Annotated in this window: 20 protein-coding genes and 1 pseudogene; 17 read left to right on the top strand and 4 right to left on the bottom strand. The window is 46.4% G+C overall.

What is annotated here, in order from left to right; translation table 11 throughout:
- The first annotated feature begins 250 nt into the window (after positions 1–250).
- Together PH235_RS05125 and PH235_RS05130 are read left to right on the top strand one after the other, a co-directional pair.
- Positions 251–1,174, top strand: a complete 924-nt coding sequence (locus tag PH235_RS05125) for an ABC transporter ATP-binding protein (RefSeq protein ID WP_272161332.1) — start codon at positions 251–253, stop codon at positions 1,172–1,174.
- A complete protein-coding gene (locus PH235_RS05130) occupies positions 1,171–2,025 on the top strand; it encodes an ABC transporter permease (RefSeq protein WP_272161333.1) in 855 nt (284 codons plus the stop codon). Before PH235_RS05125 ends, PH235_RS05130 begins: the two co-directional genes overlap by 4 nt.
- Positions 2,026–2,070: 45 nt before the next feature.
- On the opposite strand, the gene PH235_RS05135 is transcribed toward PH235_RS05130, so the two are convergent.
- The gene (locus tag PH235_RS05135) at positions 2,071–3,072 is read right to left on the bottom strand and encodes a nucleoid-associated protein (RefSeq protein WP_272161334.1); all 1,002 of its coding nucleotides are present in this window, start codon (positions 3,070–3,072) and stop codon (positions 2,071–2,073) included.
- A 144-nt stretch (positions 3,073–3,216) separates the two neighbouring features.
- Between PH235_RS05135 and PH235_RS05140 the strand changes: the two genes are divergently transcribed.
- Together PH235_RS05140 and pyk are read left to right on the top strand one after the other, a co-directional pair.
- On the top strand, positions 3,217–4,146 hold the full coding sequence (locus PH235_RS05140; protein WP_272161335.1) for an EamA family transporter: 930 nt from the start codon (positions 3,217–3,219) through the stop codon (positions 4,144–4,146).
- Between the two features lie 144 nt (positions 4,147–4,290).
- Positions 4,291–5,712 (top strand): annotated as a pseudogene (pyk, locus tag PH235_RS05145) (pyruvate kinase); the annotation flags it as partial.
- A 100-nt stretch (positions 5,713–5,812) separates the two neighbouring features.
- Here pyk and argH read toward each other — a convergent pair.
- On the bottom strand, positions 5,813–7,204 hold the full coding sequence (gene argH / locus PH235_RS05150) for an argininosuccinate lyase (RefSeq protein ID WP_272161336.1): 1,392 nt from the start codon (positions 7,202–7,204) through the stop codon (positions 5,813–5,815).
- A 760-nt stretch (positions 7,205–7,964) separates the two neighbouring features.
- On the opposite strand from argH, the gene PH235_RS05155 reads away from it, so the two are divergent.
- Positions 7,965–8,714, top strand: a complete 750-nt coding sequence (locus tag PH235_RS05155) for a gamma-glutamyl-gamma-aminobutyrate hydrolase family protein (protein ID WP_272161337.1) — start codon at positions 7,965–7,967, stop codon at positions 8,712–8,714.
- A gap of 146 nt (positions 8,715–8,860) precedes the next feature.
- Positions 8,861–9,406 carry a CDP-alcohol phosphatidyltransferase family protein gene (locus PH235_RS05160; protein WP_272161338.1) on the top strand — a complete coding sequence of 182 codons (546 nt, stop codon included), beginning with the start codon at positions 8,861–8,863 and terminating at the stop codon, positions 9,404–9,406.
- 281 nt (positions 9,407–9,687) lie between these two features.
- Here the strand turns inward: PH235_RS05160 and PH235_RS05165 are convergent, their stop codons facing one another.
- The gene (locus PH235_RS05165; RefSeq protein WP_272161339.1) at positions 9,688–10,857 is read right to left on the bottom strand and encodes a pyridoxal phosphate-dependent aminotransferase; all 1,170 of its coding nucleotides are present in this window, start codon (positions 10,855–10,857) and stop codon (positions 9,688–9,690) included.
- A gap of 288 nt (positions 10,858–11,145) precedes the next feature.
- Here PH235_RS05165 and PH235_RS05170 point away from each other — a divergent pair, with 288 nt between their 5' ends.
- Positions 11,146–11,790: a hypothetical protein gene (locus PH235_RS05170; protein ID WP_272161340.1), complete on the top strand. Its 645-nt coding sequence runs from the start codon at positions 11,146–11,148 to the stop codon at positions 11,788–11,790.
- Positions 11,791–12,102: 312 nt separating this feature from the next.
- The gene (ilvD, locus tag PH235_RS05175) at positions 12,103–13,800 is read left to right on the top strand and encodes a dihydroxy-acid dehydratase (protein ID WP_272161341.1); all 1,698 of its coding nucleotides are present in this window, start codon (positions 12,103–12,105) and stop codon (positions 13,798–13,800) included.
- 82 nt (positions 13,801–13,882) lie between these two features.
- On the opposite strand, the gene PH235_RS05180 is transcribed toward ilvD, so the two are convergent.
- Positions 13,883–15,304 (bottom strand): MFS transporter, encoded by a 1,422-nt coding sequence (locus PH235_RS05180; RefSeq protein ID WP_272161342.1) that lies wholly within the window; start codon positions 15,302–15,304, stop codon positions 13,883–13,885.
- A 529-nt stretch (positions 15,305–15,833) separates the two neighbouring features.
- Here PH235_RS05180 and PH235_RS05185 point away from each other — a divergent pair.
- The 9 genes from PH235_RS05185 (at position 15,834) to PH235_RS05225 (ending at position 26,143) form a co-directional block, all read left to right on the top strand.
- Positions 15,834–16,607 carry an IclR family transcriptional regulator gene (locus PH235_RS05185; protein ID WP_272161343.1) on the top strand — a complete coding sequence of 258 codons (774 nt, stop codon included), beginning with the start codon at positions 15,834–15,836 and terminating at the stop codon, positions 16,605–16,607.
- A gap of 253 nt (positions 16,608–16,860) precedes the next feature.
- Entirely contained in the window at positions 16,861–17,508 is a 648-nt protein-coding gene (locus tag PH235_RS05190; protein WP_272161344.1) for a bifunctional 2-keto-4-hydroxyglutarate aldolase/2-keto-3-deoxy-6-phosphogluconate aldolase, read from the top strand.
- Positions 17,509–17,550: 42 nt separating this feature from the next.
- Positions 17,551–18,966, top strand: a complete 1,416-nt coding sequence (uxaC, locus tag PH235_RS05195; protein WP_272161345.1) for a glucuronate isomerase — start codon at positions 17,551–17,553, stop codon at positions 18,964–18,966.
- Positions 18,967–19,000: 34 nt separating this feature from the next.
- Positions 19,001–20,056 (top strand): mannonate dehydratase, encoded by a 1,056-nt coding sequence (gene uxuA / locus PH235_RS05200; RefSeq protein WP_272161346.1) that lies wholly within the window; start codon positions 19,001–19,003, stop codon positions 20,054–20,056.
- A gap of 18 nt (positions 20,057–20,074) precedes the next feature.
- A complete protein-coding gene (locus PH235_RS05205; RefSeq protein WP_086987278.1) occupies positions 20,075–20,920 on the top strand; it encodes an SDR family oxidoreductase in 846 nt (281 codons plus the stop codon).
- 99 nt (positions 20,921–21,019) lie between these two features.
- Positions 21,020–21,868, top strand: a complete 849-nt coding sequence (locus PH235_RS05210) for an HAD family hydrolase (RefSeq protein WP_272161347.1) — start codon at positions 21,020–21,022, stop codon at positions 21,866–21,868.
- A gap of 54 nt (positions 21,869–21,922) precedes the next feature.
- The gene (locus tag PH235_RS05215) at positions 21,923–23,665 is read left to right on the top strand and encodes a glycoside hydrolase family 3 protein (protein WP_272161348.1); all 1,743 of its coding nucleotides are present in this window, start codon (positions 21,923–21,925) and stop codon (positions 23,663–23,665) included.
- A gap of 433 nt (positions 23,666–24,098) precedes the next feature.
- Positions 24,099–24,962 carry an AraC family transcriptional regulator gene (locus PH235_RS05220; protein WP_272161349.1) on the top strand — a complete coding sequence of 288 codons (864 nt, stop codon included), beginning with the start codon at positions 24,099–24,101 and terminating at the stop codon, positions 24,960–24,962.
- A gap of 5 nt (positions 24,963–24,967) precedes the next feature.
- Positions 24,968–26,143 (top strand): Gfo/Idh/MocA family protein, encoded by a 1,176-nt coding sequence (locus tag PH235_RS05225; protein WP_272161350.1) that lies wholly within the window; start codon positions 24,968–24,970, stop codon positions 26,141–26,143.
- The last annotated feature ends 1 nt before the right edge of the window (position 26,144 follow it).

Genomic DNA, 26,144 nt, shown 5'->3' on the forward strand with positions numbered 1-26,144 from the left:
TAACTTTCAGCTTCACCTCCTGCCAAGCTTCTCTCATCGGAGGACGGAAGCAGAATGTTGGCTGACCTCCGGCGAAGCCTCCGCTCGCCGGAGCAGAGAGGAGAACTGCAGTTAACCGGAGCACACATGCAAAAAAAATGAATACCGTACTCCAGCACACAATTATTTTGTGTCCCTTCCCCATTCTGATACACTGAACATGAAGAAGTTTTTTATATTCTGGATGGGCAATGCTTCGCTATCAGAGAGGGTGTTTCAGTTGGAAAAAATCATAGAAGTAAAAGGCTTATCAAAGCGTTTCGGAGATGTGCAGGCGGTCAAGGACATCGATTTCCATGTGAATGCCGGCCAGCTTTTTGCATTTTTGGGGCCGAACGGAGCAGGCAAGTCCACAACGATCGATATCATCTGCACACTGCTGCAAGCGGACAGTGGCGAAGTCACGATAAATGGATTCACTATAGGGAAGGATGACTTTGCGATCCGTTCCAATATAGGAGTCGTCTTCCAAACAAACTTGTTGGACAAACTGCTGACCGTCAAGGAAAATCTTGAGGTGAGAGGGAGTTTTTACGGATTGTCCAAAGCTGATTGGGAACCGGCTTTCCTTCGAGCAACTCAGGCTGCCGGGGTAACGGAGTTTTTGGACAGGCCGTACGGAAAGTTGTCCGGGGGGCAGAAGCGGCGAGCAGATATCGCGAGGGCGTTGATCAACACGCCAAAGATACTCTTTTTGGATGAGCCGACGACTGGATTGGATCCCCAAACCCGCAAGAATGTTTGGGACACAATCCGGAAACTGCAGGCGGAGCACGGGATGACGATTTTTCTGACGACGCATTACATGGAAGAGGCGGCCAGCACAGATTATGTCGTCATCATTGATGAAGGCGAAATCATCTCCGAAGGAACGCCCGACGCACTGCGGGAAAGGTACAGTTCTGACGTATTGAAGATGCGGACCGAAACAGTTTCCGAAGTAATCCGTATTTTGGATTCTCATCAAATGCAATATGAGTTGCAGCAAGACCTCTTCCGTGTGAAATTAGCCAAAACAATGGATGCACTGCCCATTCTGGAGCAATGCAAACCATATCTGACATACTTTGAGGTGGTGGCGGGTTCCATGGACGATGCCTTTATTGCGATCACAGGAAAGCAGGTGCAGGAATGATACCGATCATTGGCCGCAACATAAAAATATTTTTCAGGGATAAGGCGAATGTTTTCTTCTCCTTGTTGGCAGTGCTGATAATCATCGGACTCTACGTCTTTTTCTTGGGTAAAAATTTGACGAGCTCTCTGGGGGACTCGATCGGCGCGCAGTATGTCATGGACAGCTGGATCATGTCCGGTGTCATCTCTGTTTCCGGAGTGACGACGACGATGGGGGCATTCGCTGTCATGATCGATGACCGGGCCAATAAAATATTGAAGGACTTTACAGTCTCGCCGATCCGCTCGAGTAGATTGGCGGCAGCCTACATCCTGAGTTCGGTGGTTGTGGGTTTCATCATGAGCATCGTAACGTTTGTGTTGGCCGAAGCGTACATCTTCCTAAATGGAGGAGAGCTATTGGCTCCGCTTGCCATGCTGAAGATGCTCGGCCTGATCCTGCTCACCGTGTTGACGAGCAGTGCGATGGTCTATTTCCTGACTTCCTTCTTCAATAGCCAAAACGCTTTCGCAACAGCCAGCACGATCCTCGGAACCATCATCGGATTCCTTGCCGGGGTCTATGTGCCGATCGGACAGTTTTCGGACAGTGTGCAGACAGTCATCAAACTGTTCCCGATGACCTATTCGGCTTCCCTGATGCGGCAAGTGATGATGGAAGAACCTTTGAAAATCTCGTTCGAAGGAGTTCCGGTTGAAGGGTTGAATGCTTTTAAACTCATGATGGGCCATACCATCCGCTTCGGGGAAACCACAGTGACTCCCTTCATCAGCATCCTGATCCTGATCGGCACCGCGCTGTTGCTCTACGGCATGTCCATCCTGAACATCTCCAGAAAAGCGAAATAAGCAAAGAACCGATGGCACTCAATGCGAGGCCATCGGTTCTTTAAATTAGAATAGATTTTTGATCTTCTCGATGTTTTTGATAATGACGGATGTTGTGCCGTCGGGGTTATTGATGAATTCCACAACGTCAGGGTCTTTGTAAAGCTCCAGCGGAATGCTGATTTCGATGCCGTTATCGAGCCTGAATTTTTGTTTGGAATATTTCGGTCCGGCGATTGCCGCTTCCGCAGGGGCGCGATCCACATAGCCCAATTCCTCGACCTGCTCAAAATATTTCTGCTTCTTGGCGAAGTTATCGCCGAACAGGGCTTCAGCGATTTTTTCGTTATCGATGAGGTTGTCTTCCTGCATGCTCGTGACGATGGCTTCCTTCGTTTCGGCCAATACCTGGAATTCTTCATCGTTGAAGGCTTTGCTTGTCTTTTGGACAGCCTTTTTGATGATCGAGATGTTCTCCTTCAGGCTCGGTTTCGGCGTGTCTTCAAGGAACATTTCCGTGAAGTAATTCACCTTTTCGCCCAGCTCAGCGATCATGTGTTTTTTCTCGATGACATGGTAGACCATCTGTTCCAGATTCACAACAAGGCCTTCCTGGATGGCTTGTCTTTGCGAAGGCAGGATGGCACGGTTCAGGATGATCTGGTTGGTCAGAACGTCCCCTTCGTAGGAGACAAAGTGCGTATAGCTGTCTGAGTAATTCAGCTTGAACACCCCAAGGCATGGCACCTCATCCAATTCAAAATGAGCGATCAGCAGATCCGCGGGCGGGATTTCGGGATTCAATTTGGTCACATTGAAGAATTTTTCCGACAAGGCTTTTGTGCCTTCGACAAAATCGTTTTGGCAATTCTTGAACAGGGCAGTCATCTGATTGTCCTCTTCCAAAATACCGTCCTTCATGCTGTCGGAATCTTCGACCTTTGCGACCATCGCTTCGATATATTCGATCATCATGCGTTCAGACGTATCCAGTCCGGCATAGGAAAAAATCGGTTCATTCGTGTTGATGTCCAAAATGTGTAAAATGGCTTCTTTAATGCGTATCAATTTGTCCAACCTCCGTTTTTGTTCACGCTTATCAGTATCCCACAAAATCGCTCTTCGGACAAAGCAAAAATATCAGCTTTCTATTTGTCCGGCCATCGCATATAATGATGTTATTTGAAAAATGTAAAGGAATGGAGGGGTGGAATGTCTCAATATAAATCCGGCGTGCTGTTTACCGTTGTAGGGGCTCTGCTGTGGGGGATTTCAGGAACCAGCGGGCAGTTTCTGCTGCAGCAGCGCGGGTTGACCTCCGGCTGGCTGGTCGCCGTCAGGATGCTGATGGCTGGCTTGATTTTGTTGGCTTTATGCTACAAAAAAGAAAAGGGCGCCATCTTTCGGGTCTGGAAAGAGAAGCGGGACCGCAGGGATTTGTTCCTGTTCGCGGCTTTAGGCCTGTCCTTTTGCCAATACACGTATTTTGCGACCATCAGTCATTCAAACGCAGGAACAGCTACAGTTCTGCAATTTTTGGCCCCGGTCCTGATTATGGTTTACCTTTCCGTCAAGAACAGAAAATTACCGCGGCCAGCTGAAATGGCAGCCATTGTCTTTGCGGTCGCCGGCATTTTCCTGCTGGCCACACATGGCCGATTTGATAGTCTGGCTATATCGCAAGCAGCTTTGATGTACGGTCTCTTGTCGGCTGTTTCTGTCGTCATCTACAATCTGCAGCCAGCCCGTCTGATCAAAACTTATGGGACGCTGCTCTCGTTGGGGTGGGGGATGCTGATAGGCGGCGTTCTGCTTTCAATCGTGTACCAGCCTTGGCGGATCATCGGAACTTGGGACCTTGCAGCATTTGCTTCCTTGTTGGTCATCATCCTGTTGGGGACGGTCATTTCCTTCAGCCTCTATCTGGAAGGCGTGCATCGCATCGGCGCAACGGTCGGAAGCCTGCTTTCATCGGCCGAACCGCTTTCTGCAACGTTCCTTTCCGTGTTTTGGCTTGGGACCAGTCTTCACTGGACGGATCTGCTCGGTATCGCCTTGATCCTTTCGACGGTGTTCCTGTTGACGCTGAAATCAAAACCAATGAAATCAAGCGAGGTTATCCAAACCGAACCGAATATCTGAACAGCGCAAAAACGTGATGCCGAAAAGCATCACGTTTTTGTTTTCCACAGCGTCATAATTTCTAAATAGGGGCATTTGTTCTATAATGAAGATAGGTAAATGTCAGGTTATGAGGATGGTCAATTCAGAAATGAGGGGCTAATAGTGAAAAAAACGAAGATAGTCTGCACAATCGGACCAGCCAGCGATTCCGTCGATGTGCTGGTAAGGATGATGAACAGCGGCATGAATGTGGCGCGGCTGAATTTTTCGCACGGCGCACATGAAACGCATATGGTCAGTCTGAACAATGTCAGGGAAGCTGCACGGTTGGCGAACAAAAACATAGGTATCATGATGGATATCCAAGGCCAAAAAATCCGGACAAACAAAATGACCGATGACGCAGTTACGTTGGTTTCCGGGGAGTCGGTAATCATCAGCATGGAACCCGTACTAGGAACAAAAGAAAAATTCTCTGTCACCTATCCAGAGCTGATTAATGATGTGACGATCGGCATGCATATTTTGATTGATGACGGATTATTGGTTCTGGAAGTTACGGATATCAATTATGAAGCCAAGGAAATCATAGCCATAGTCCAAGTGGATGGTATCCTGAAGAATTCAAAAGGCATCAATGTGCCTGAAGCCAAGTTCAGTATGCCCGGTCTGACGGAAAAAGATGCTGCGGATATCCGCTTCGGTGTCCAGCAGGGAGTGGATTTCATCGCCGCCAGCTTTGTCCGCAGGGCCAGTGATATCCTGGAAATTATCGAAATCCTTGAGGAAATGGATGCGACGGATACGCAGATCATCGCCAAAATCGAAAACCAGGAAGGCGTTCAGAATGCCGAAGAGATACTCAAGGTGTGCAGCGGATTGATGGTGGCGCGCGGCGATTTGGGTGTGGAAATCAACGGTGGCGATGTGCCGATCGTCCAGAAAGATCTGATCCGAAAATGCAATCTGGTCGGAAAACAAGTCATCACAGCCACTCAGATGTTGGACTCCATGCAATGGAATCCGCGGCCGACAAGGGCAGAAGCGAGCGACGTCGCGAATGCTATATTTGACGGAACAGACGCAGTCATGCTTTCCGGCGAGTCCGCTGTCGGCCAGTACCCTGTCGAAACCGTCGCAATGATGGCTCGGATCGCGGAACGGACGGAAGAAGCTTTGGAGGCAAATGGCGGTAACCTGTCGACACTGGCCTTGTTCGATAAGGCATCCGTTACCGAAGCAATCAGCCAAGCCGCTGCACGCACGGTCATGAACTTGGGCATCAAAACGATTGTAGCGGCAACCAGTTCTGGGCATACGGCCCGCATGATATCCAAATACCGGCCGAAAGCGAATATTTTGGCGGCAACCTACAGCGAGAGGGTCCAGAGGGGGTTGACGCTTGTCTGGGGTGTCCAGTCTTTCGTCATTGAAGAGCCTGAAAATGTTGATGATATGCTGCTTAAGGTAACCGCATTGGCGAAAGAAAAGGGCTTTGCGCAACCTGGAGATGCCATCGTCATCACAGCTGGTACGCCGATAAAAGAAAGCGGCACAACCAATCTGATGAAAATCGAACGGATACCCGATTGATTGCAACGCATTGAGTGTAACGGTTTTTCTGAGGGCACTAAAAAATGCGGGACCGCCAATTTTGGCGGCCCCGCATTTTTATTTTTTTTGATCAGGAAATAATCTGGTAGTCTTCTAATTTTGTTTTGACTGCTTCGATGTGCTCTTTCACGCGTTCCGGTGCCGGTCCGCCGGCTACATTTCTGCGGATGACGCATTCCTTCAGGTCGACCTTCTTGTAGATGGTTTCATCAAAAGCGTCCGAGTGTTTTTTGTACATCTCCAACGGGAAGTTTTCCAGTGTCAGGTTCTGTTCCTCGCACTCTTTCAGGATATTTCCGGTGATTTGGTAAGCGTCACGGAAAGGGATGCCTTTTTCGACAAGGTAATCAGCGCAGTCGGTGGCATTCAGATAGCCTTTTTGCGAAGCCGTCAGCATGGCTTCTTCCATCACGTCCATATCGTTCAGCATTGCAGGCAGGATTTCCAGACAGAATGTCACTGTGTCGATCGCTTCGAACAGCAATTCTTTTTCTTCCTGCATGTCTTTGTTGTATGCGAGCGGCAAACCTTTCATCAACGTCAATACGCCCATCAAATCGCCGAAGACACGGCCGGATTTGCCGCGCAGCAATTCCGCGATGTCCGGATTTTTCTTCTGCGGCATGATGCTTGAGCCGGAAGAGAACGTATCCCGGATTTTCACAAAGCCGAATTCCTGCGATGACCAGATGATGACTTCTTCAGCCAGACGGGAAATGTGGACCATGATGATCGACATATCCGCCAGCATTTCCAAGGAATGGTCGCGATCGGATACGCCATCGAGACTGTTCCGGGAAAAATCCTTGAAGCCGAGTGCTTCAGCAGTGAAGGCGCGGTCCAATGGCAAGGTAGTTGTCGCAAGCGCGGCACTGCCCAGCGGCATATAATGCAGAACCCGTTCTTTGGCATCATCCAAACGGGACTTGTCCCGCAGGAACATCTCCGTATAAGCCATCAGGTGATGGGCAAAAGTGATGGGCTGTGCACGCTGCAGATGGGTATAACCTGGCATGATCGTTTCCAGATGTTGTTCGGCTTTTTCGCTCAATGCGAGGGCAACGTTGGCAGTAAGACTGGACAGATGCTCCAACGCAGAAACAGAATACAACTTCAAAGCAGTCGCTACTTGGTCGTTGCGGCTTCTGCCTGTGTGGACCTTTTTGCCGATAGCGCCAAGACGTCGCGTCAGTTCCGCTTCCAAGAAGCTGTGGATATCTTCTTCCGAGAAATCGATGGTGAGATCGCCATCCTGCAGTTCATCATTCATTTTGCCCAGTTCATTGACGAGAGCATCCGCTTCTTCGCGGGGAATGATTTCGGTTTTGCCCAACATTTTTGCGTGAGCGATACTTCCGGCGATATCAGCATAGACCAGACGGGCATCCGCATCGATGGATGAATTGAATTCAAATGCCTTTTCATTCATGGAACCGTGATAATTATTTGACCAAATTGCCATAATTTCCTCCTCGGCAGGGTGTTTGTCTTGATGTGGATGACCACACCGCAATCCCTGGCTCTTTTCGATAGTATTTTATTTCGTTTAAGTGCTGCTGCTTTTTTCCTTTGCTTCCGTCAATTGTACAATTGTTTCGAATGCGAGTTCAATCCCTTTTTTCAATTGCGCATAATCTGTCCATTTTTAATGCTACTCATTCCTAAAACTTTATGCCAGAGCAAGTATTCTCATTCTTTTTTAATTTTATTTTCTATATTGAATCCTAGAGCAAAAGCATCCAAAAAGCAAGGGAAATCAAGGATATTCATGAAAAATGGAGAATTAAAATGAGATACTGCAATGAAAAGCGCCACAACTGGTCATTGACAGAGGGATGACAGCACGTTACAATAGCATTAATTTATTTTTAAATGTGAATTTGGTGAAAAAATTTATCGAATAGCAATAATAGGGGCGGAGGAATGAGAATGATGGACGGCAATATGGACATGCATATATGTTGCGTAAAAGTTAAGCATGTACGTCGTGCGCTCATTTGAACAGCCTTTTTGGGAAGTGTCTGCAGGTTCGTCTGATCGGCTGTAAGGGAACGATCACTGATTGCTGTGTAGCCTTCTGAAACAACAATAAGGGTTACAATGCGCATGAGTGTATCGTCATACATATGTGCTTTTTTTGTACGCTAACGAGAAATTGAGGGAAGTGCGTGCAGCTGTTGTGCACACTTTATTAGAAAACAATGTGACGGGAGGAATAATGGATGAAACCGATTATAGGAATTGGAGGCAACCATCTGAGTGCTGAACTCGGCAATCAGATGGAAAAAACATACACACCGCAAGGGTTTATCGATGGTGTACAAGTAGCAGGAGGGATTCCGCTCGTGATTCCCATCAGCGATCCAATGGATGCAGAGCATTACATCAACGCTGTGGACGGATTGATTTTGGCAGGCGGGCAAGACGTATCCCCGATTCTTTATGATGAGGAGCCGACGCACCGGTTGGGTGTCACCCATCCGGCGAGGGACGCTTTCGAGATTGCTTTGGCCAGAGAAGCGTACAATCAATGCAAACCGATTTTTGCGGTATGCCGCGGGATGCAACTGATCAACGTCGCTTTTGGTGGCAGCTTGCATCAGGATATCAGCCAGCTGGAAGAGTATGATGTCCAACATGACCAAAAAACGAACATCCAGTATGCTTCCCATTCGATTTCGATTGCCCCGAATAATTTCTTGCGTTCCTTTTTAGGGGAGAAGCATCTTGTCAACTCTTTCCATCATCAGGGCGTCAAGGAATTGGCGGATCCTTTTGAGGCCATCGCTTGGAGTTCCGACGGGTTGATTGAAGCCTTCCAAGCAAAAGAAAGAAGCCAAAACATCTTCGCGGTGCAGTGGCATCCGGAATTTATGCTGGCCTCCTCCCAGAAAATGCAATATTTCTTTGATGAGATTGTCTTCCTGGCGGGGACGGGCATCCATTACCAAGACAACGTGATGCATTATTGAAAATCGTTCAGAAACCTGCTGCCATCCGGTTGTGGGGTTTCTGAACTTTTTTTGTGCGTTCGGCTCTGCTTAAAATAGCTAAAGAACGCGCTATAGATTAAAATATAGGTAAGAGGAACGCCAATGGTAGCTGGGAGGCCAAATTTATGAAACGTGTACCGAACATCCTGACGCTGATACGCCTTTTTTTGATCCCTTTTTATTGGATGGTCTTCTATTCCGATGCGGCGCATCCGGTCCGTTGGGCGATGATCATATTTCTGTTCGCCAGCCTTACCGACATCATCGATGGCTACATCGCCAGAAAATATGATGCCATCACGAAATTCGGGCAGGTGGCTGATCCGTTTGCGGATAAAGTGATGCAGATTTCGGTTCTGTACACCTTGATGGATATCGGGTATATCGAAAACTGGTTTTTCCTGATCGTATTGATAAAAGATGGCCTGCAGATATTCCTGGGCGTGGCTTTACTGAATGTCGAGCCGAAAATCATCGTGCCGGCGAATATATTCGGGAAGGCCACGACCGTCCTGATTTTTGTCACGATCCTCCTTTCCATGTTCCGTCTGCCGGGACTGGTCTATCTGCAGCTGTTCGTTGGGGGATTGGCTGTCATAACCTTCTCGCAGTATGCCTACCATGTCTGGCAAGCATGGAAAAAAAACAAGTCAGCCAAAATCGATATTTAGTGATATAAAGAGGCTGTATCAGAACCAGAAAAGGATTTTCTGGCTTTGATGCAGCCTGTTTTATATGGGAATTGAATTTATGCTCAGAGATACCCCGCCAAAACGTATTTGGCGGGGTAAAATGTCCAAGGGGAACACGAGATACCCCGCCAAAACCCATTTGGCGGGGTAAAATGTTCAAGTGAAACGCGAGATACCCCGCCAAAGCCACTTTGGCGGGGTATTCCACCACCAATTCGCAAATAAGAGGATGCCTCATTTTTTTGAGACACCCCCTTTTTCTATAGATTCGGATAAGCCTTGATGATATAGGCTTTGATGCGGTCAACGGCTTCCTGCAGGACTTCTTCCGATTCGGCGAACGGGATCCTCAAGTAGCCTTCGCCCATTTTCCCGAAAGCGGAGCCCGGCGTGAGCGCTACGTGGGTTTCGGTCAAGATTTCCATCGCAAAATCATAGGAGGATTTGCCGAATGCCTTGATGTTCGGGAAGGCATAGAAGGCGCCTTCCGTATTCAGACAATGGAAGCCCGGGATCTGGTTCAAGCCATCGACGATGATGTGGCGGCGACGGTCATATTGTTCCAGGAAATAACGGACATCATCCTGCGGTCCGGTGATCGCAGCGATTGCGGCTTCCTGGATGAAGGGGGGAACGCAGAATCCGATGCCTTCCCGGAACTCGGCCATGCGATCGATGGCATCCTTATTGCCGACGACATAGCCGATCCGCCAACCTGTCATCGCATAGGTTTTGGATAGGCTATTCACCACGAAATGATTTTCTTTTGCTCCTGGTATCTGGAACAGGCTGAAATGTTTCTTTCCATCATAAATGAGGCTTTCATAGACTTCATCAGACAGAATCGCGATCTGATGGCGATCGGCCAATGCCACGATGGCTTCCATATCGCTTTGGTCAAGGATCGACCCCAACGGATTGTTCGGCGTATTCAGAATGATCAAACGCGTTTTTTCGGTCAGTACTTGCTCAATGTCGGATGCCTGCATCTTGAATGAATTTTCTTCGTAGACGGGCACAGGAACGACTGTGGCTCCCAAAAGCATAATCTGGCCGAGGTAATTCGGATAGCTTGGGTCGGCGATGATCACCTCATCGCCTGGATTCAGGATCGCCATCATCACGTGCAGAATGGCTTCCGTTCCGCCGAAAGTCGCCATGACTTCACTCGGATCGAAGGGGATACCGGTCTGGTCCGTATATTTTTTCGCCACGGCTTGCTGAAAAGCGAGCTCGCCGACATTGGGGCCGTAGTGCGTATGATTGGCGGCGATGGCATCCTGCCCGGCTTTTTTGATGTATTCGGCCGTCTCAAAATTTGGTTCGCCCATCGTCAGCATCAGCGTGTCATCAAATTGGGCGGCCAACTTCGCCATCTTTCGGATGCTGGATGCCGGATAGTTTTTGGATAGTTCAGACCAATGGTACATGTATGTGTGCTCCTTATAATCAACTTTTCTTCTATTGTTCTTCCATTTTATCAGATATTCTTCGACTATCCTAGTATCGGGAGCGGGGAGACGAATGAAACAAAAAAGGAAGATATAGATAATTTTCTGAAAAGTTGCATTCAGCCGGACTGTTTTTGGTATAATGAAAGGATGGATACAAAAACAGAACGACTTTTTCTTTTCTGCAACGGGATGGCCTATCTTATCGTTAATTTTATTGAAATGGGTGGAAGTCAGGTTTTGTAATAACAATTTAGGAGCACAAGGATGTCAGACCAGAAGATTTATTTATTATTGACGGATACAGGGTCGATGTTGACTCGGACCATCAAACTGTTTACGAGAAACAAATACAACCATGTATCCTTGGCATTTGATGCAGAACTGGCGAATACCTTCAGTTTCGGCCGAAAGAAAGCCAATAACCCTTTTATAGGAGGGTTCATACACGAAGATGTGACATCTGATTTCTACAGCCAGGCAAAATGCGCGGTGTATTCGTTGACTGTGTCAGAGGAACAGGCAGCAGTGATGAGGGGCTATGTATCGTCATTCGAAAAGGACAAAGAAAAGTACCATTACAATCTGCTGGGGCTATTGCCCGCCCTGTTTAATAAGGTATGGGACAGGGAAAATTATTTTTTTTGTTCACATTTTGTTTCGACTGTATTAGTGGAGGGGGACGTGCTGCAAGCCAATAAGCCAGTGGCCCTGATGAGGCCGGCAGACGTTTTGGAAGCACTGCCGTTTGTGCCTTTGTATGAAGGGGTTCTTTGTCATTTCAATGAGCTGTCGATGAATGCGGTCGAGCAAGGTTTGGTATTTGAAGCTGAAATGATGATCGAATCCATTGATTCGGATGGTGCTGACCTCCGCTTTCCGGACAACTTCTCGCCTGTCCCTGTCCTTTAGGAGGCACGATGGATTGAGTCAGTTGAATGGATTATGAAAGAAAAATAAAAGCATTGACTTATTTCTAATTTAGATTTAATATTTAAAGAAAGATAATGAAAGGAGTTGCAGTATGATGAGAAGAATGAACGCACACCGTACAACAGATTGCCATGCTGTAAACACTTTATTAGTCATTATTATGCCCTAGGATTCAAACTATTCAATTAGTTGAGTCCTATTCTTAGTGAATCAGGGCTCGACGCAAGCTGGAGCCCTATATTACATGAGGGCTTCTTTTTTATAAATATACGGAAAAAAGGGGAGACAGCAATGCGTAGTGATAAAATCAAAAAGGGAATAGATAAAGCGCCACATCGTTCCTTGTTGCGAGCGACCGGACAAATCAGGGAAGAAGGGGACATGGACAAACCGTTCATAGCTGTCTGCAATTCCTATACAGATATCGTGCCTGGTCACGTGCATTTGAGAGAATTAGGCGATATCGCCAAAGAAGCGATCCGTGAAGCTGGCGGGATTCCTTTTGAATTCAACACGATTGGTGTCGACGACGGGATCGCGATGGGACACATCGGGATGCGCTACTCATTGCCATCACGCGAAATCATTGCTGATGCCGCTGAAACGGTCATCAACGCACATTGGTTCGACGGTGTTTTCTACATCCCGAACTGCGATAAGATTACTCCAGGTATGCTTTTGGCGGCTGTCCGCACCAATGTTCCGGCGATTTTCTGCTCAGGCGGCCCGATGAAGGCTGGACTTTCCGCTACCGGACAGGCTTTGACATTGTCATCCATGTTTGAAGCGGTCGGCACTTTCAAAGAAGGCAACATGACCGAGGAAGAATTCTTCGATATGGAAGCCAACGCTTGCCCAACATGCGGTTCTTGTGCGGGGATGTTCACCGCCAACTCGATGAACTGTTTGATGGAAGTATTGGGATTGGCATTGCCATACAACGGGACTGCTTTGGCAGTCAGTGATGAGAGAAGAGAACTGATCCGCGAGGCGGCCTTCAAGTTGATGGACTTGGTCGAAAAAGACATCAAGCCGCGCGACATCATCACTGCTGATGCAATCGACGATGCTTTCGCCTTGGATATGGCGATGGGCGGCTCCACAAATACGGTGCTGCATACATTGGCTTTGGCGAAAGAAGCCGGAATCGACTATGACATGAACCGCATCAACGAGATCGCGGAAACAACTCCGTATCTATCAAAAATAGCACCATCATCTGTCTACTCCATGCATGATGTGCATGAAGCCGGCGGTGTGCCGGCGATCATGAATGAATTGATCAAACACGGCAACCTGCATCCGGACCGTATCACTGTCACCAGCAAAACGATCCGCGAAAATGTTGCGGGCCATGAAATCAAGAACGAAGAAGTCATCCATAAATACGAGAATGCCTATTCTCCGGTCGGTGGCTTGTCCATCCTGAACGGAAATATCGCTCCTTTCGGCGGCGTCATCAAAGTAGGCGGGGTGGATGCCGACATCAAAAAATTCGTCGGAAAAGCAATCTGCTTCAGCAGCCATGATGAAGCGGTGGAGGCGATCGATAACCGCACCGTCAAAAAAGGGCATGTTGTCGTCATCCGTTATGAGGGCCCTAAAGGCGGACCTGGAATGCCGGAAATGCTGGCGCCAACGTCTTCCATCGTGGGCCGCGGCTTAGGCCGCGAAGTCGCACTGATCACTGATGGCCGTTTCTCCGGTGCCACACGCGGTATCGCAATCGGACACATCTCTCCGGAAGCAGCTTCGGGAGGCCCAATCGGCTTGATCGAAGACGGCGATGAAATCGTCATCGATCTGGAGCACCGCACAATCAACGTATCTGTTGCAGATGAAGTGCTGGAAGAAAGAAAGAAAAAACAAACACGCTTCATGCCTAAAGTGAAGACAGGTTGGTTGGCACGTTACGCTGCTTTGGTTACCTCAGCCAATACCGGCGGCGTTTTGAAGACACCAGAAGAACTTTTTGCAGAATTCGAATAATACAAAAAAATCCACGCCGGTAACTCCGACGTGGATTTTTTTGTTGTTCTGGAATTCAGTCCATTCGTTTGCTGCGGAGGGATTATTCTTCGTCGCGGCCTAGGGCAACTTGCATCTCTCGAACGGTCTTTCTGTCCAAGTTGAAGATGAACTTGAAGCAGATGAACATGATGATATAACCGATCAATGGGAACAGCGCAGCCATATCGCGGATGGCCAGTGAATTTCCGGTGGTCCAGGTCATAGCGTCCTTAACATCCAGCGTTGGAATCAAGATGGCGATGGCTGCAGGGATGAATGATTGGCCGAAACCTTGTGCGATTTTACGCAACATGGAATAGGTTGCGTAAACGGAACCTTCATTGCGGATGCCGGTCTGCCATTCTTGATAGTCGATCGCATCAGCAACCATACCCCAAGTGTAGATTGTTGATCCGAAGGCGAAGCTGTTTGCGATGATCTGCATCGCGATCCAAAGAATCGGATTTGTGATTTCGACCAAGTAAAGGAAAGCATAGACTGCGATAGAGCCGATCAATGGCCAAGTCGACAATTCTTTTTTACCCAGTTTGCCGACCAAGGCACCACCGAGGGCAGTACCAACAAATAGTGGGATGATTTGAGTCAGGATGGAGTAAGAACTTAAGGTTCCGTCTCCGAAGTACATCTGGTAAGTCAATTGATGCAATTGGTTCCCGCCCATGATGAACAGGATTTGTGCGATGGAGGCAAGAGCGATACCCAAAATCGCACGGTTGTGGAAGAAGTCTCTTAATGTCTTGAAGTAATTGAATTTTACTTCTTCACCCTCAGGCTCAACATGCTGGATGCGTTCTTCCGTATTCAGATACAGAAGCGCAAAAGCAATGATGGAAACGATACCCAAAATGACTGCAATCGGGAACATTCTTTCGCCGCGGAAAATACTTGCTGTTTGGCCGTTTTTTGTGACTTGTTCATAAGCGAACAACGGAATCAGGATTCCCAGAGGAACACCGGCGATGATGTATCCCCAAGAACGTGCGTTGGATAAAGCAGCGCGTTGTGAGGGTTTGGAAGTCATAACGGAGCTTAGGGCGCCGTAAGGAACATTCACGACTGTATAGGTGACATCCCATAAGATGTACCCACCGATACACAAAGCAAGTTTAGCAGGATAGGACCAGTCAGCTGCATCGATGAACATGACGGTTGCTGCCAATGCCAAGAAAGGAGCGCCGCGCAGAATCCATTGTTTGAATTTTTCGCCTTTTTTGTTTGCGCCCATGCGGTCGACGATCGCGCCGATGATCGGATCGTTAATGCCATCAAGGATTTTAGTGATGAGGATGACGATGGAATAGTGGGCCAAAGAAATCCCGATGTACTGGGTGTAGAAAATGAACATGTAGCTGGAAATCAACGTGAAACTCATATTGCAGCCGAAGTCGCCCATGAAATATCCAAGTAGGTCACGGAATCCAAATGGACGCTTTGTTGCGCCGGTTACTTGATTTTGAGCCATTTTTAAAACTTCCTCCCATAAAAGATTATTTTTGATAAGAAGGGCGAAAATAATTACGGAAATCGTGTATCATAATATGAAACTGCCGTTCTTAATCTGATATGAGTATAGTAAGAAAACGCATTCAAGTCAAAGGTGAGCGGTGCAAATAATCCGAAATACAGCCGGGCCTGTCAAATTTCTGACATAATCCTACAGCACCGATACCCGCTTTGGGCCAGTCCTTCGGAAGAAATGTTTCGAAAAAATGACGCTCGAACTTCCTATTCAACGCATTTGCTTCCTTAAGAGGACATAGAGGCTGTGCGTGCGGATTTGTGGATCTTTGTATGCGTTTAAATTTTTTTTGAAATTACACGCGGGGGGCTTATCATGCTTCATTTTATTTGCTATAATATCACAATATGAAACGGTTTCCCGTTTAATGAATCCAAACGCTGATTTTTTGATTAGATAAGCATGGAAAATGGAATGATATACAAATATTTTATAAGGTTTGAGACTATATTAAGAAAAGGATGATCAGAAAATGATACAAAAAGCAGAATCTAACACAAGCACAAAAGTTCAATCGATAGATCGGGCCTTATCGATCCTGGAAACATTGGCGGACTATCCTAGTCTCAGCCTGATGGAGTTGAGCGAAAAAGTCCATCTGCATAAAGCGACGACCCATCGTTTGGTGAACTCCTTGATGGAAAACGGCTATATCGACCGCAATCCTGACACCAAGCAATATCGCATTTCCTTGAAGATGTTCCATCTCGGGAACAAACGCGTCCACAACATCGACTTCTTGAATGTGGCCAAAAGCATGATCCGTCAGTTGTCGGATGATACGAAACAGACCGTGCACTTGGTTGTGGAAGACAATGATGAAGTGCTCTACATCGATAAGTATGGTGAATCCCGCGGCGTGCGGATGCAATCGAAGATTGGTACGAAAGCGCCGCTTTACTGCACTGCGGTCGGGAAAGCGCTTCTGAGCACCCGCCAAAACGCCGCCGTCCGTGAATACTGGGACAGTATCGTTCCGGAACAGAAGACCGGACGCACAATCACCACTTATGAAGAACTCGTCAACGAACTGGATGAAATCAGAAGAAATGGATACGCCCTCGACGATGAGGAGTTTGAAGAAGGCATCGTCTGCATCGCTGCAGCGTTTTCGAGCGCAAGGGAAGTTGCCGCAGGTGCGATCAGCATCTCCTTGCCATTGTCTGACATGGTCGATAAAGACTTCTATACAGGAAAAATTTTGGAGTATTCCACAAAAATATCTCATTTTCTCGGTCACTTTTGATCCTTTCCGATCTTAGGCCGATATAGCTGCAACTCCCCACAAACGCATGATAGATGCGTTTGTGGGGAATTTTTTTTGCAGGTTTCCTTTTTTTGGGGGCCATTCAGGGGTATGCCACAAAATTTTCACAATTGACCATTCATTTTTATATTTCTGATGGAATTTCGTTGACATAAAAGATGGTAAATTCTATAATGAACTCGAGTTATGATACTGAGTTCCACAATGCGAAACCATGAATGGAGGATGACAAATGAGCGTCAAGAGAGATACCCTGGCTCAATTACAAGAGAATTACCTGTTTGCAGTAGTGCGCGGAGCTTCCGAAGAGGCAGGTTATGAGATTTCCAAAGCAGCTTATCAAGGAGGCATCAAGAACATCGAGGTGACATTTTCGACACCGGGTGCTGAAAATGTTATGCGTAAACTGTCTGATGAATTCGCAGGTACGGATATGGTCGTAGGTGCAGGTACGGTATTGGATGAAGTCGCTGCGAGAATTTCGATCATGAACGGAGCGAAATTTATCGTAAGCCCTTCCTTTAATGAAAAGATTTCAAGAATGTGCAACCTATACACTGTTCCATACTTGCCTGGATGCGGTTCTGTTACAGAAATTCAAATGGCTTTGGAAACTGGCTGCGAAGTAGTCAAGCTTTTCCCGGGTGGTTTGTTGGGTCCTGGATTCATCAAAGACGTTCATGGTCCTATTCCTTGGGTAGACGTAATGCCATCAGGTGGCGTAAGCATTGAGAACATGGATAAATGGATCGCAAACGGAGCTTGGTCGGTCGGTGTCGGCAGTGCCTTGACACGTAACCTTAAAGAAGGCGGCTACGCCAGTGTAGCGGCTGCAGCTAAAGAATTTGCCGATCGATTGGCAGAAATCAAAGTGCAATAATCAATAATATTCAAAATAAAGCTCGGAAGGGGATTTCTTCACATGTCATTTATTCATGACGACTTTATGTTACAGTCCGAAACGGCCAAAAAACTTTACCACGAATATGCGGAAAATATGCCCATCTTCGATTACCACTGCCATTTGGTACCACAACAGATTGCTGAAGACTATGAGTTCGAAAACATCACGGAATTATGGTTGGGCGGAGATCATTACAAATGGCGCGCGATGCGTGCGATGGGAGTTCCGGAAGAAAAAATCACCGGCAATGCTTCTCCTGAAGAAAAATTTGAAGCTTGGGCCTACACTGCTGAAAATGCAGTAGGGAATCCGTTGTTCCACTGGACAGCCTTGGAATTGAAAAAGTATTTCCATATAGAAGAAACACTTACCAGTGCCAACTGGAAGGAAATCTATGCGGAATGCAACCGCGTGTTGAAAGAAGAAAAACTGACAGCGCGTACGTTGATCAAAAATTCCAACGTCACCTTCATTTGCACGACAGACAACCCAACGGATACGTTGGAATGGCACAAAGCAATCGCTGAAGACGAGACATTTGATGTGGCAGTCGTTCCTGGTTTCCGTCCGGATGAAGCTTTCGCTATCCAAGACGCAGCCAAGTTTGCTGGGTTCATCGGAAAAATGCAAGAGGCGACCGGCAAAGAAATGGCGACATTCGCTGAGTTGTTGGACGGCATGGAAGAGCGGATCCAATATTTTGCGGATCATGGTTCGAACGTTTCCGACCACGGTTTATCCCAAATCTACTATGCTGAAGCTACGGATGAAGAGATTGAAGCCATCTATGCCAAAGCGATTGCAGGGGACAGCATTTCGGAAGCGGAATACGCAAAATACCAAACACGATTGTTGGTGGAACTGGGCAAAATCTATGCTGCCAAAGACTTTGTGATGCAATTGCACTTCGGCGCCATCCGCAACAACAATAAGCGCATGTTTGCTGCATTAGGAGCGGATGCCGGTTTCGATTCCATCCAGGATCAACCGAACGTATCCTATGCTTTGAACAATCTCCTTGGTGCAATGGACCTGACGAATGAACTGCCTAAATTCATCGCCTATAACCTTGATCCTACTTATTTCGATCTGGTGGGAACGGCAATCACGAACTTCCAAGTGAACGATAAAGGCATCAAGAGCAAAGTCCAGATGGGATCCGGTTGGTGGTTCAACGATACGAAGTACGGCATGCTGAAACAATTGAAATCATTATCCGAAGCAGGCTTACTGATGAATTTTGTAGGTATGCTGACAGATTCAAGAAGTTTCATCTCCTATACGCGTCATGAGTATTTCCGCCGCATCCTTTGCGATTTCATCGGCGATCTTGTGGAACGTGGAGAAATCCCGAATGATGCCAAGTTATTGGAAAAGCTGATCACGAACATCAGCTACAACAACGCTGTAGAATACTTTGATTTTAAAAAATAAAAAATATAAAAAAAGAAGAGGAAGTGTTTTTGAAATGGAAATGTCATTCAGATGGTACGGTCACGAGGACCCTGTTACTTTGAAAAATATCCGTCAAATTCCTGGTATGAAAGGAATCGTTACTGCAGTTTACGATATCCCGGTTGGTCAATCTTGGCCATTGGAAAGAATCGAAAAATTAAAAGCAGACGTAGAAGCAGAAGGTATGTACATCTCAGTTATTGAATCTGTTCCGGTTCACGAATCCATCAAATTGGGTCGTCCAGACCGTGATCAATACATCAGTGCATACAAAGAAACCTTACGTAACCTAGGCAAAGCAGGAATTCCTGTTGTATGTTACAACTTTATGCCAATCTTTGACTGGACTCGTTCCAACTTGGCATACGAATTACCGGATGGTTCAAATGCGTTGATCTTCGATGAAGAAGAAGTAAATAAAATGGACCCACGTACGCTTTCTCTTCCAGGTTGGGACGAAAGCTACACTTCTGAAGAATTGAACGCTTTAATGGATGAATACAAAGAAGTTGATGAAGAAAAATTATGGGAAAACCTTGAATACTTCATCAAAGCGATCATGCCTACAGCTGAGGCAGCCGGCGTGAAAATGGCTATTCACCCTGATGATCCTCCATACAGCATCTTCGGATTGCCGCGTATCATCACTGGCGGAGAAGCATTGAACCGTTTCATCAAATTGTACGACAGCGAATATAACGGCGTTACCCTATGCGTAGGTTCATTCGCTTCAGATCCTAAAAACGATGCAGTGGCTATCTTGAAAGATATGCTTGCTAAAAAACGTGTGAACTTCGTACATGCACGTAACGTGAAATTGGTCGGCGGACGTTCATTCCAAGAATCTGCTCACTTGTCAGAAATGGGATCCATTGATATGTATGAAGTAGTAAAAGCATGTGTTGAAGGCGGCTTTGAAGGTGCAATCCGTCCAGACCATGGCCGTATGATCTGGGGAGAAACTGGTAAACCAGGTTATGGTTTGTATGACCGTGCGCTAGGTGCAACTTACCTGAATGGTCTGGAAGAAGCAGTGAAGAAAAACTTGAAAGCTCAAAAACAACAATAAGAAAGAAGGAAAATCACCATGACAAGCCCATTCGTACATGATTTTACCGATAAAGTAGTAGTAGTAACAGGTGCAGGCGGCGTTTTATGCTCTTATTTCGCGAAAGAATTCGCTAGAGCAGGCGCAAAAGTAGCCCTTTTGGACTTAAACTTGGACAACGCACAAGCATACGCTGACGAAATCGTAGCTGAAGGCGGCATCGCGAAAGCATTCAAAGCCAACGTATTGGAATTGCCAAGTCTGCAAGCAGCTAAAGAAGCTGTCGTAGCCGAATTAGGCGAAGTGGATATCTTAGTCAACGGAGCAGGCGGCAACAACCCGCGCGCAACGACTGACAACGAGTACCATGAAACTGATCTGCCTGAAGGAACAAAAACGTTCTTCGACTTGGAACAAAGCGGCATCGAATTCGTCTTCAACTTGAACTTCTTGGGTACAGTATTGCCTACACAAGTTTTTGCTAAAGATATGGTTGGCCGTCCAGGCGCTAACATCATCAACATCTCAAGCATGAACGGTTTCACACCATTGACTAAAATCGTTGCTTACTCAGGCGCAAAAGCTGCTATCTCCAACTTGACTGAATGGTTGGCTGTACACTTCTCGCACGTAGGTATCCGTGTCAATGCAATCGCTCCTGGTTTCTTGGTTTCAAAACAAAACCAAGCGCTATTGTTCAATGAAGATGGCACACCGACTCCTCGTACAGGCAAAATCCTGAACGGCACACCAATGGGCCGTTTCGGCGAACCGCATGAATTGATCGGCGGCTTGCTGTTCTTGGCAGACGAAAAAGCTGCAAGCTTTGTGAACGGCGTCGTATTGCCGATCGATGGCGGCTTCAACGCGTATTCAGGCGTATAATTTTAGGTAATTGAATAGGGCAGATAGAACGAAATGTGTTGCACAGTTCTTCTCTATCTGTCTTTTTTTCACGTTGATATCAAGTTAGGAGAGAAAAATATGTTTACACACCCAACACAATTTACGAAACAAAAAAAATTCTTAGTATGCGTCGACTCCGACGGTTGCGCGATGGATACGATGAACGTGAAGCATGAACGTTTCTTCGGTCCTTTGGCAGCTGACGAGTATGGCATCAAAGATCGCGAAACTTTCTTGGCTGACTGGAACCGCATCAACCTGTTCTCAAGCACCCGCGGCATCAATCGCTTTAAAGCATTGGTCTTGACATTGATCGAAGCGCAGGAAAAAGGCGAAGACATCGGTGATATTTCGGCACTGACCGATTGGGCAAACAATGCCCCATCGTTATCGAATGCTTCTCTGGAAGCGGAGATCGCAAAAGCATCTTCCGAAGATCTGGAAAAAGCTTTGGTATGGAGCAAGAAAGTCAATGAAGGAATCGAAACGGAATTGGCTGGCGAAGACAAACCATTCCCAGGCGTTCTGGAAGGACTGACAAAAATCCATGGCCTGACGGATGTCGCAATCGTGAGCTCAGCCAACAGCGAGGCTTTGAACAGCGAATGGAACAGACACAATCTGATGCCGCAAGTTGACGTAGTCTATGGACAAGAAGTCGGCAGCAAAGCGGATGCGATCGCTGATCTGTTGACGAAAGGTTATGCAGCGGACGAAATTTTAATGGTCGGCGACGCACCTGGCGATGAACAAGCGGCAACGGTAAATGGCGTATTCTATTATCCGATTCTTTTCGGAAAAGAAGAATTCTCATGGGAACGCCTAAGCAACGAAGCGATCGAGAAATTCCTGAACAAAGAGTATGCAGGAGCTTATCAAGAAAAAGTGCTTGGGGAATTCCATGCTTTATTGGCTCAATTCGATTAATCTACATTCCAAGATTTGCAAGTTAGAAACATTACATTATCAGGAGGAAAAAAAGTGCCAAAATTAGTTGATTTGAAAGCAAAACCATATAATCTGAACGACAAACAGGTCGAATGGGTAAATGACATGATCGCTGGTATGACAGATGAGGAAAAAGTAGGACAATTGTTCACCAACCTTTTCTTCTTCGGAGATGATGCCTTCTCAGGGAACGATTTCACCAACAAAGAAATCATCGAAAAATTCCACATCGGTGGCGCACGTTACCACGGCAATTCGAAAGAAGATATCCAAGATCTATTGAACGACCTGCAATCAATGTCCAAAATTCCTTTGTTGGTTGCAGCGAACTGCGACTCCGGCGGAAATGGTGCATGCAGCGAGGGTACTTACATCGCTTCCGGTGCCCAGGCTGAGGCTGCAGGCGACCCGCTGGTTTCTTACCATGCCGGATTGGTTTCCGCGCGTGAAGAAAAAGCTTTAGGCGTCAACGTCAACTTCGATCCATGTGTGGACATCCTTTACAATTGGAGAAACACAATCGTCAACACGCGTGCTTACGGTACCGATGCAGAAACAGTCATCAAATACACAAATGCTTATTTGGATGGGTTGACTGCTGAAAACGGCGAAAACATGGAAGATGGCGTAATCCAATGCATCAAGCACTTCCCTGGAGATGGAACCGAAGAACGCGACCAACACTTGGTTTTGGGAGTGAATGAATTAAGTCCCGAAGAGTGGCGCGCTTCCTTTGGTAAAGTTTACCAAAATCATATCGACCGTGGTGTTGAAATGATCATGGCCGGCCATATTGCAGTTCCTGCTTTGCAAAAAGAATTGAATCCTGCTTTGGAAGACAAAGATATCATGCCTGCAACATTGGCTGAAGAATTGATCCAAGATGAATTGAAGACTGAATTAGGCTTCAACGGCTTGGTCATCACGGATGCAACGCACATGTTGGGTATGACGTCCGCTATGCGTCGCGAAGATTACGTTCCAAAATCGATTGCTGCTGGCTGCGATATGTTTTTATTCTTCAATAACATCGCAGAAGACTTTGGTTTCATGCTGAAAGGCTACCAAAACGGCGTCATCACGGAAGAGCGTTTGACTGATGCTTTGCGTCGTATCTTGGGCTTGAAAGCTAAATTGCACTTGCCTGAAAAACAAGCAAACGGGACATTGTTGCGCACGCGCGAAGACTTGAACATCATCGGCTGTGAAGAACATCTGCAATGGAGAGCGGAAGCGGCTGATAAAGGGATTTCTTTGATCAAAGATACCCAAAACAACTTACCGATCAATCCAGTAGACCACAAACGTATTCGTTTATACATGTTGGAAGGCGAAAAAGGTGGCATCACGGACAACGGTTCAAAAGCACAACAATTTTTCGTGGATGAATTGACGAATCGCGGCTACGAAGTGACTGTAAATGAACGCGGCTCCCGCGTTAAGGGCGCAACTTTGAAATACCGTGATGAAGTAGACTTCGCTTTGGAAGTTGCTGATGTCGCTGGATATGGCGCTCAAAACAACTACCGTATCCAATGGAGCACTGCCATGGCAAATGAAGTTCCTTGGTTTGTATGGGAAGTTCCGCATGCGTTCGTATCATTGAATTTCACGACACATCTGCATGATGCGACAATGGTGAAAACATTCATCAATGCTTACCACAACAACAAAGAAACAATCAAACAAGTCATCGACAAACTGGAAGGCAAATCCGAATTCAAAGGCGGTCACAACGACCTAGTTTGGACCGACAAATGGCAAGCCAAATTATAAAAGGATACGATGAATCCCGGGTAGAAACCGAGCACTAAGAGGACAAACACAAAGCGGACGCTTTTTGTCTGTGTGTGGTTGTCAGCTTAGGCACAGGTTTCTGGGATTCAGAGTTCAACTAAAAAGTGTGTGATGAATCCTGAGCTCAGCGTTAGGCGGAGAACTCTAGGATTCAGAACCGTTCTACAGGATACGATTAGTTGCATTCAGCGCTTGAGTTCCTGGAGGGTGTACATCCAACTAATGTACCATTTTGTTCACAAATCACCCAAAACACTGTTGTACCAAGTAAAGTCGAGAAGTATTTTTCTCGACTTTGTTTTTTTGAACAACAAAAAGCACTCTTGGTCAATTATTTGAAAAATGTAAGCATTTCAGGACATTGAATTGTAACCGCTGTTATTCTATACTTTGAAGTGTCAAAGAGAGGGAGGTGACACGTATCATTGAAAAATTGTTGATCGGATATCACGTCAAAGGGCAAGCATATGCCCTAGATTTCCATACACATCCGCAATATGAAATATTCCTGTTCCACGGCGGAAATTGTCGGTTCCTGGTCGGTAATAAAATCTATTATCTTCAGCCTGGCGACTTGCTGATGATGGATGGGATGACGGTTCACCGTGCCTACGTAATTGGAGACAAGGATGCCTATGAACGCAGCATCGTCCATTTCGATGCCGACTGGATTGCCCCTTTACTGAATGATCTGAACATTGACTATATCCTGCGATTCTTTACTGAAAATCGTGATGGCCTCATTCGGACTTTCCGAAAGAAGGATGAACTCCTATTGGAAAATGCTATCCGGGAAATGAATCATTTGCAGCAGTTGGACAAATCCTATGCAAATGAAGCGAAACGCAAACTGGCTTTAGTCCAGTTGCTTCTGATGATTGATTCTTCAACGGATAAAATCGTAGAAAAAGGACAGGCTTATGTCGATGAAAAGACACAGATAGCGGAAAAGGTTTCGGAATACATTTTCAGGCATTACCGTGACTCGTTCAATATTGATGATATCGCCCAAGCCCTTAATTTGAGCAAATCCTATTTATCCCATGCTTTTAAAGAAATCACAGGAAAGACCATCATGGCTTATGCGATGGGATATCGGTTGTCACAAGCATGCACGGCATTATTGATGGAACCATCCAAATCCATCAAAATGATTTCCGGCGAATGCGGTTTTGAAAGCGATGCCCATTTCAGCAGATATTTCAAACGGAACATCGGCAGTACACCCAGTAATTACAGAAAAAACAATAGAATCAACATACAAAAAGGAGAATGATGAGAATGACAGAAAAAGTGAAATTAGGAATTATTGGTTATGGTGCAGAAGGCGGCATGTACGCAGGGTTCTTCAAGAACAACGATGAGCGTTTGAACGACAACATCGAGTTGGTTGCAATCTGCGACAATGATCCTGCTAAAAAAGAAAAAGTGGCTGCTGATTTCCCAGAACTACCATTCTTCGATAACTATATGGATATGTTGGAATCAGGTGTAGTCAACGCAATCGTTACAACTGTTCCCCACTATGACCACTGTGTGATCGGTATTGACGCATTGAAACGCGGCATCCATTTGTTGGGTGAAAAACCAGCCGGTGTTTATACAAAAGAAGTTGAACGTTTGATCGCTGCGGCCGATGAAAATCCGGAATCTACTTTCGCTATTTTCTTCAACCAACGTACGAATCCACTTTACCAAAAAGTTAAACAATTGATGGACGATAAAGCAATCGGTGATCTGCAACGCGCTACTTGGATCATCACTACTTGGTGGAGACCACAAGGTTACTACAACCAAAGCGCATGGCGCGCAACGTGGGGTGGCGAAGGCGGCGGCGTCTTAGTAAACCAAGCTCCTCACCAATTGGACTTATTGCAATGGATCTGCGGCAAACCTGAAAAAGTTTTCGCGAAATTGCAATACGGCGTTGGCCGTGAGATCGTAGTTGAAAATGAAGTGAACGCATTGTTGGACTTCGGCAACGGAGCAACAGGTTCATTCATCACGTGCACGAATGATTTGGTCGGTACAGACCGTTTTGAAATCTTTGGCACAAAAGGGAAAATCGTCGTTGAGGATTCCAAAAAATTGATCGTGAAACAATTAACTGCACCGGAAGCGGAACTTTCTGAGAAGATGGATATGTCAGATGTTATGAAAATTTTCATGGGACAAGTGGATATGGCTCAATACGTTACCGAAACAGAAGAAGAATTCACGACTGTTTTTGGACAACAACATATCGATGTCTTGAATAACTTCGCTGACCATGTCGTAAATGGCGCGCCATTATTGGCCAACGGCAGAGAAGGCATCAACGGCGTTACGTTAGCGAACGCAATGCATTTATCTTCATGGTTGGACAAAGAGGTAGATTACAACGTGGATGGCGATCAATATTTGGCTGAATTGAACAAACGCATCGCTGAAGAAGGAAAATTCGAAACAAGAAAATAAG

The sequence above is a fragment of the Trichococcus sp. K1Tr genome, assembly GCF_028309625.1.
GTDB lineage: Bacteria > Bacillota > Bacilli > Lactobacillales > Aerococcaceae > Trichococcus.

Coding starts and splice junctions, on each gene's coding strand:
- PH235_RS05180 (WP_272161342.1), bottom strand. CDS start 15,304: ATGGCTCAAAATCAAGTAACCGGCGCAACAAAGCGTCCATTTGGATTC.
- PH235_RS05185 (WP_272161343.1), top strand. CDS start 15,834: ATGATACAAAAAGCAGAATCTAACACAAGCACAAAAGTTCAATCGATA.
- PH235_RS05130 (WP_272161333.1), top strand. CDS start 1,171: ATGATACCGATCATTGGCCGCAACATAAAAATATTTTTCAGGGATAAG.
- uxuA (WP_272161346.1), top strand. CDS start 19,001: ATGGAAATGTCATTCAGATGGTACGGTCACGAGGACCCTGTTACTTTG.
- PH235_RS05170 (WP_272161340.1), top strand. CDS start 11,146: ATGTCAGACCAGAAGATTTATTTATTATTGACGGATACAGGGTCGATG.
- PH235_RS05210 (WP_272161347.1), top strand. CDS start 21,020: ATGTTTACACACCCAACACAATTTACGAAACAAAAAAAATTCTTAGTA.
- ilvD (WP_272161341.1), top strand. CDS start 12,103: ATGCGTAGTGATAAAATCAAAAAGGGAATAGATAAAGCGCCACATCGT.
- PH235_RS05155 (WP_272161337.1), top strand. CDS start 7,965: ATGAAACCGATTATAGGAATTGGAGGCAACCATCTGAGTGCTGAACTC.
- PH235_RS05165 (WP_272161339.1), bottom strand. CDS start 10,857: ATGTACCATTGGTCTGAACTATCCAAAAACTATCCGGCATCCAGCATC.
- PH235_RS05205 (WP_086987278.1), top strand. CDS start 20,075: ATGACAAGCCCATTCGTACATGATTTTACCGATAAAGTAGTAGTAGTA.
- PH235_RS05225 (WP_272161350.1), top strand. CDS start 24,968: ATGACAGAAAAAGTGAAATTAGGAATTATTGGTTATGGTGCAGAAGGC.
- PH235_RS05160 (WP_272161338.1), top strand. CDS start 8,861: ATGAAACGTGTACCGAACATCCTGACGCTGATACGCCTTTTTTTGATC.
- PH235_RS05140 (WP_272161335.1), top strand. CDS start 3,217: ATGTCTCAATATAAATCCGGCGTGCTGTTTACCGTTGTAGGGGCTCTG.
- argH (WP_272161336.1), bottom strand. CDS start 7,204: ATGGCAATTTGGTCAAATAATTATCACGGTTCCATGAATGAAAAGGCA.
- PH235_RS05190 (WP_272161344.1), top strand. CDS start 16,861: ATGAGCGTCAAGAGAGATACCCTGGCTCAATTACAAGAGAATTACCTG.
- uxaC (WP_272161345.1), top strand. CDS start 17,551: ATGTCATTTATTCATGACGACTTTATGTTACAGTCCGAAACGGCCAAA.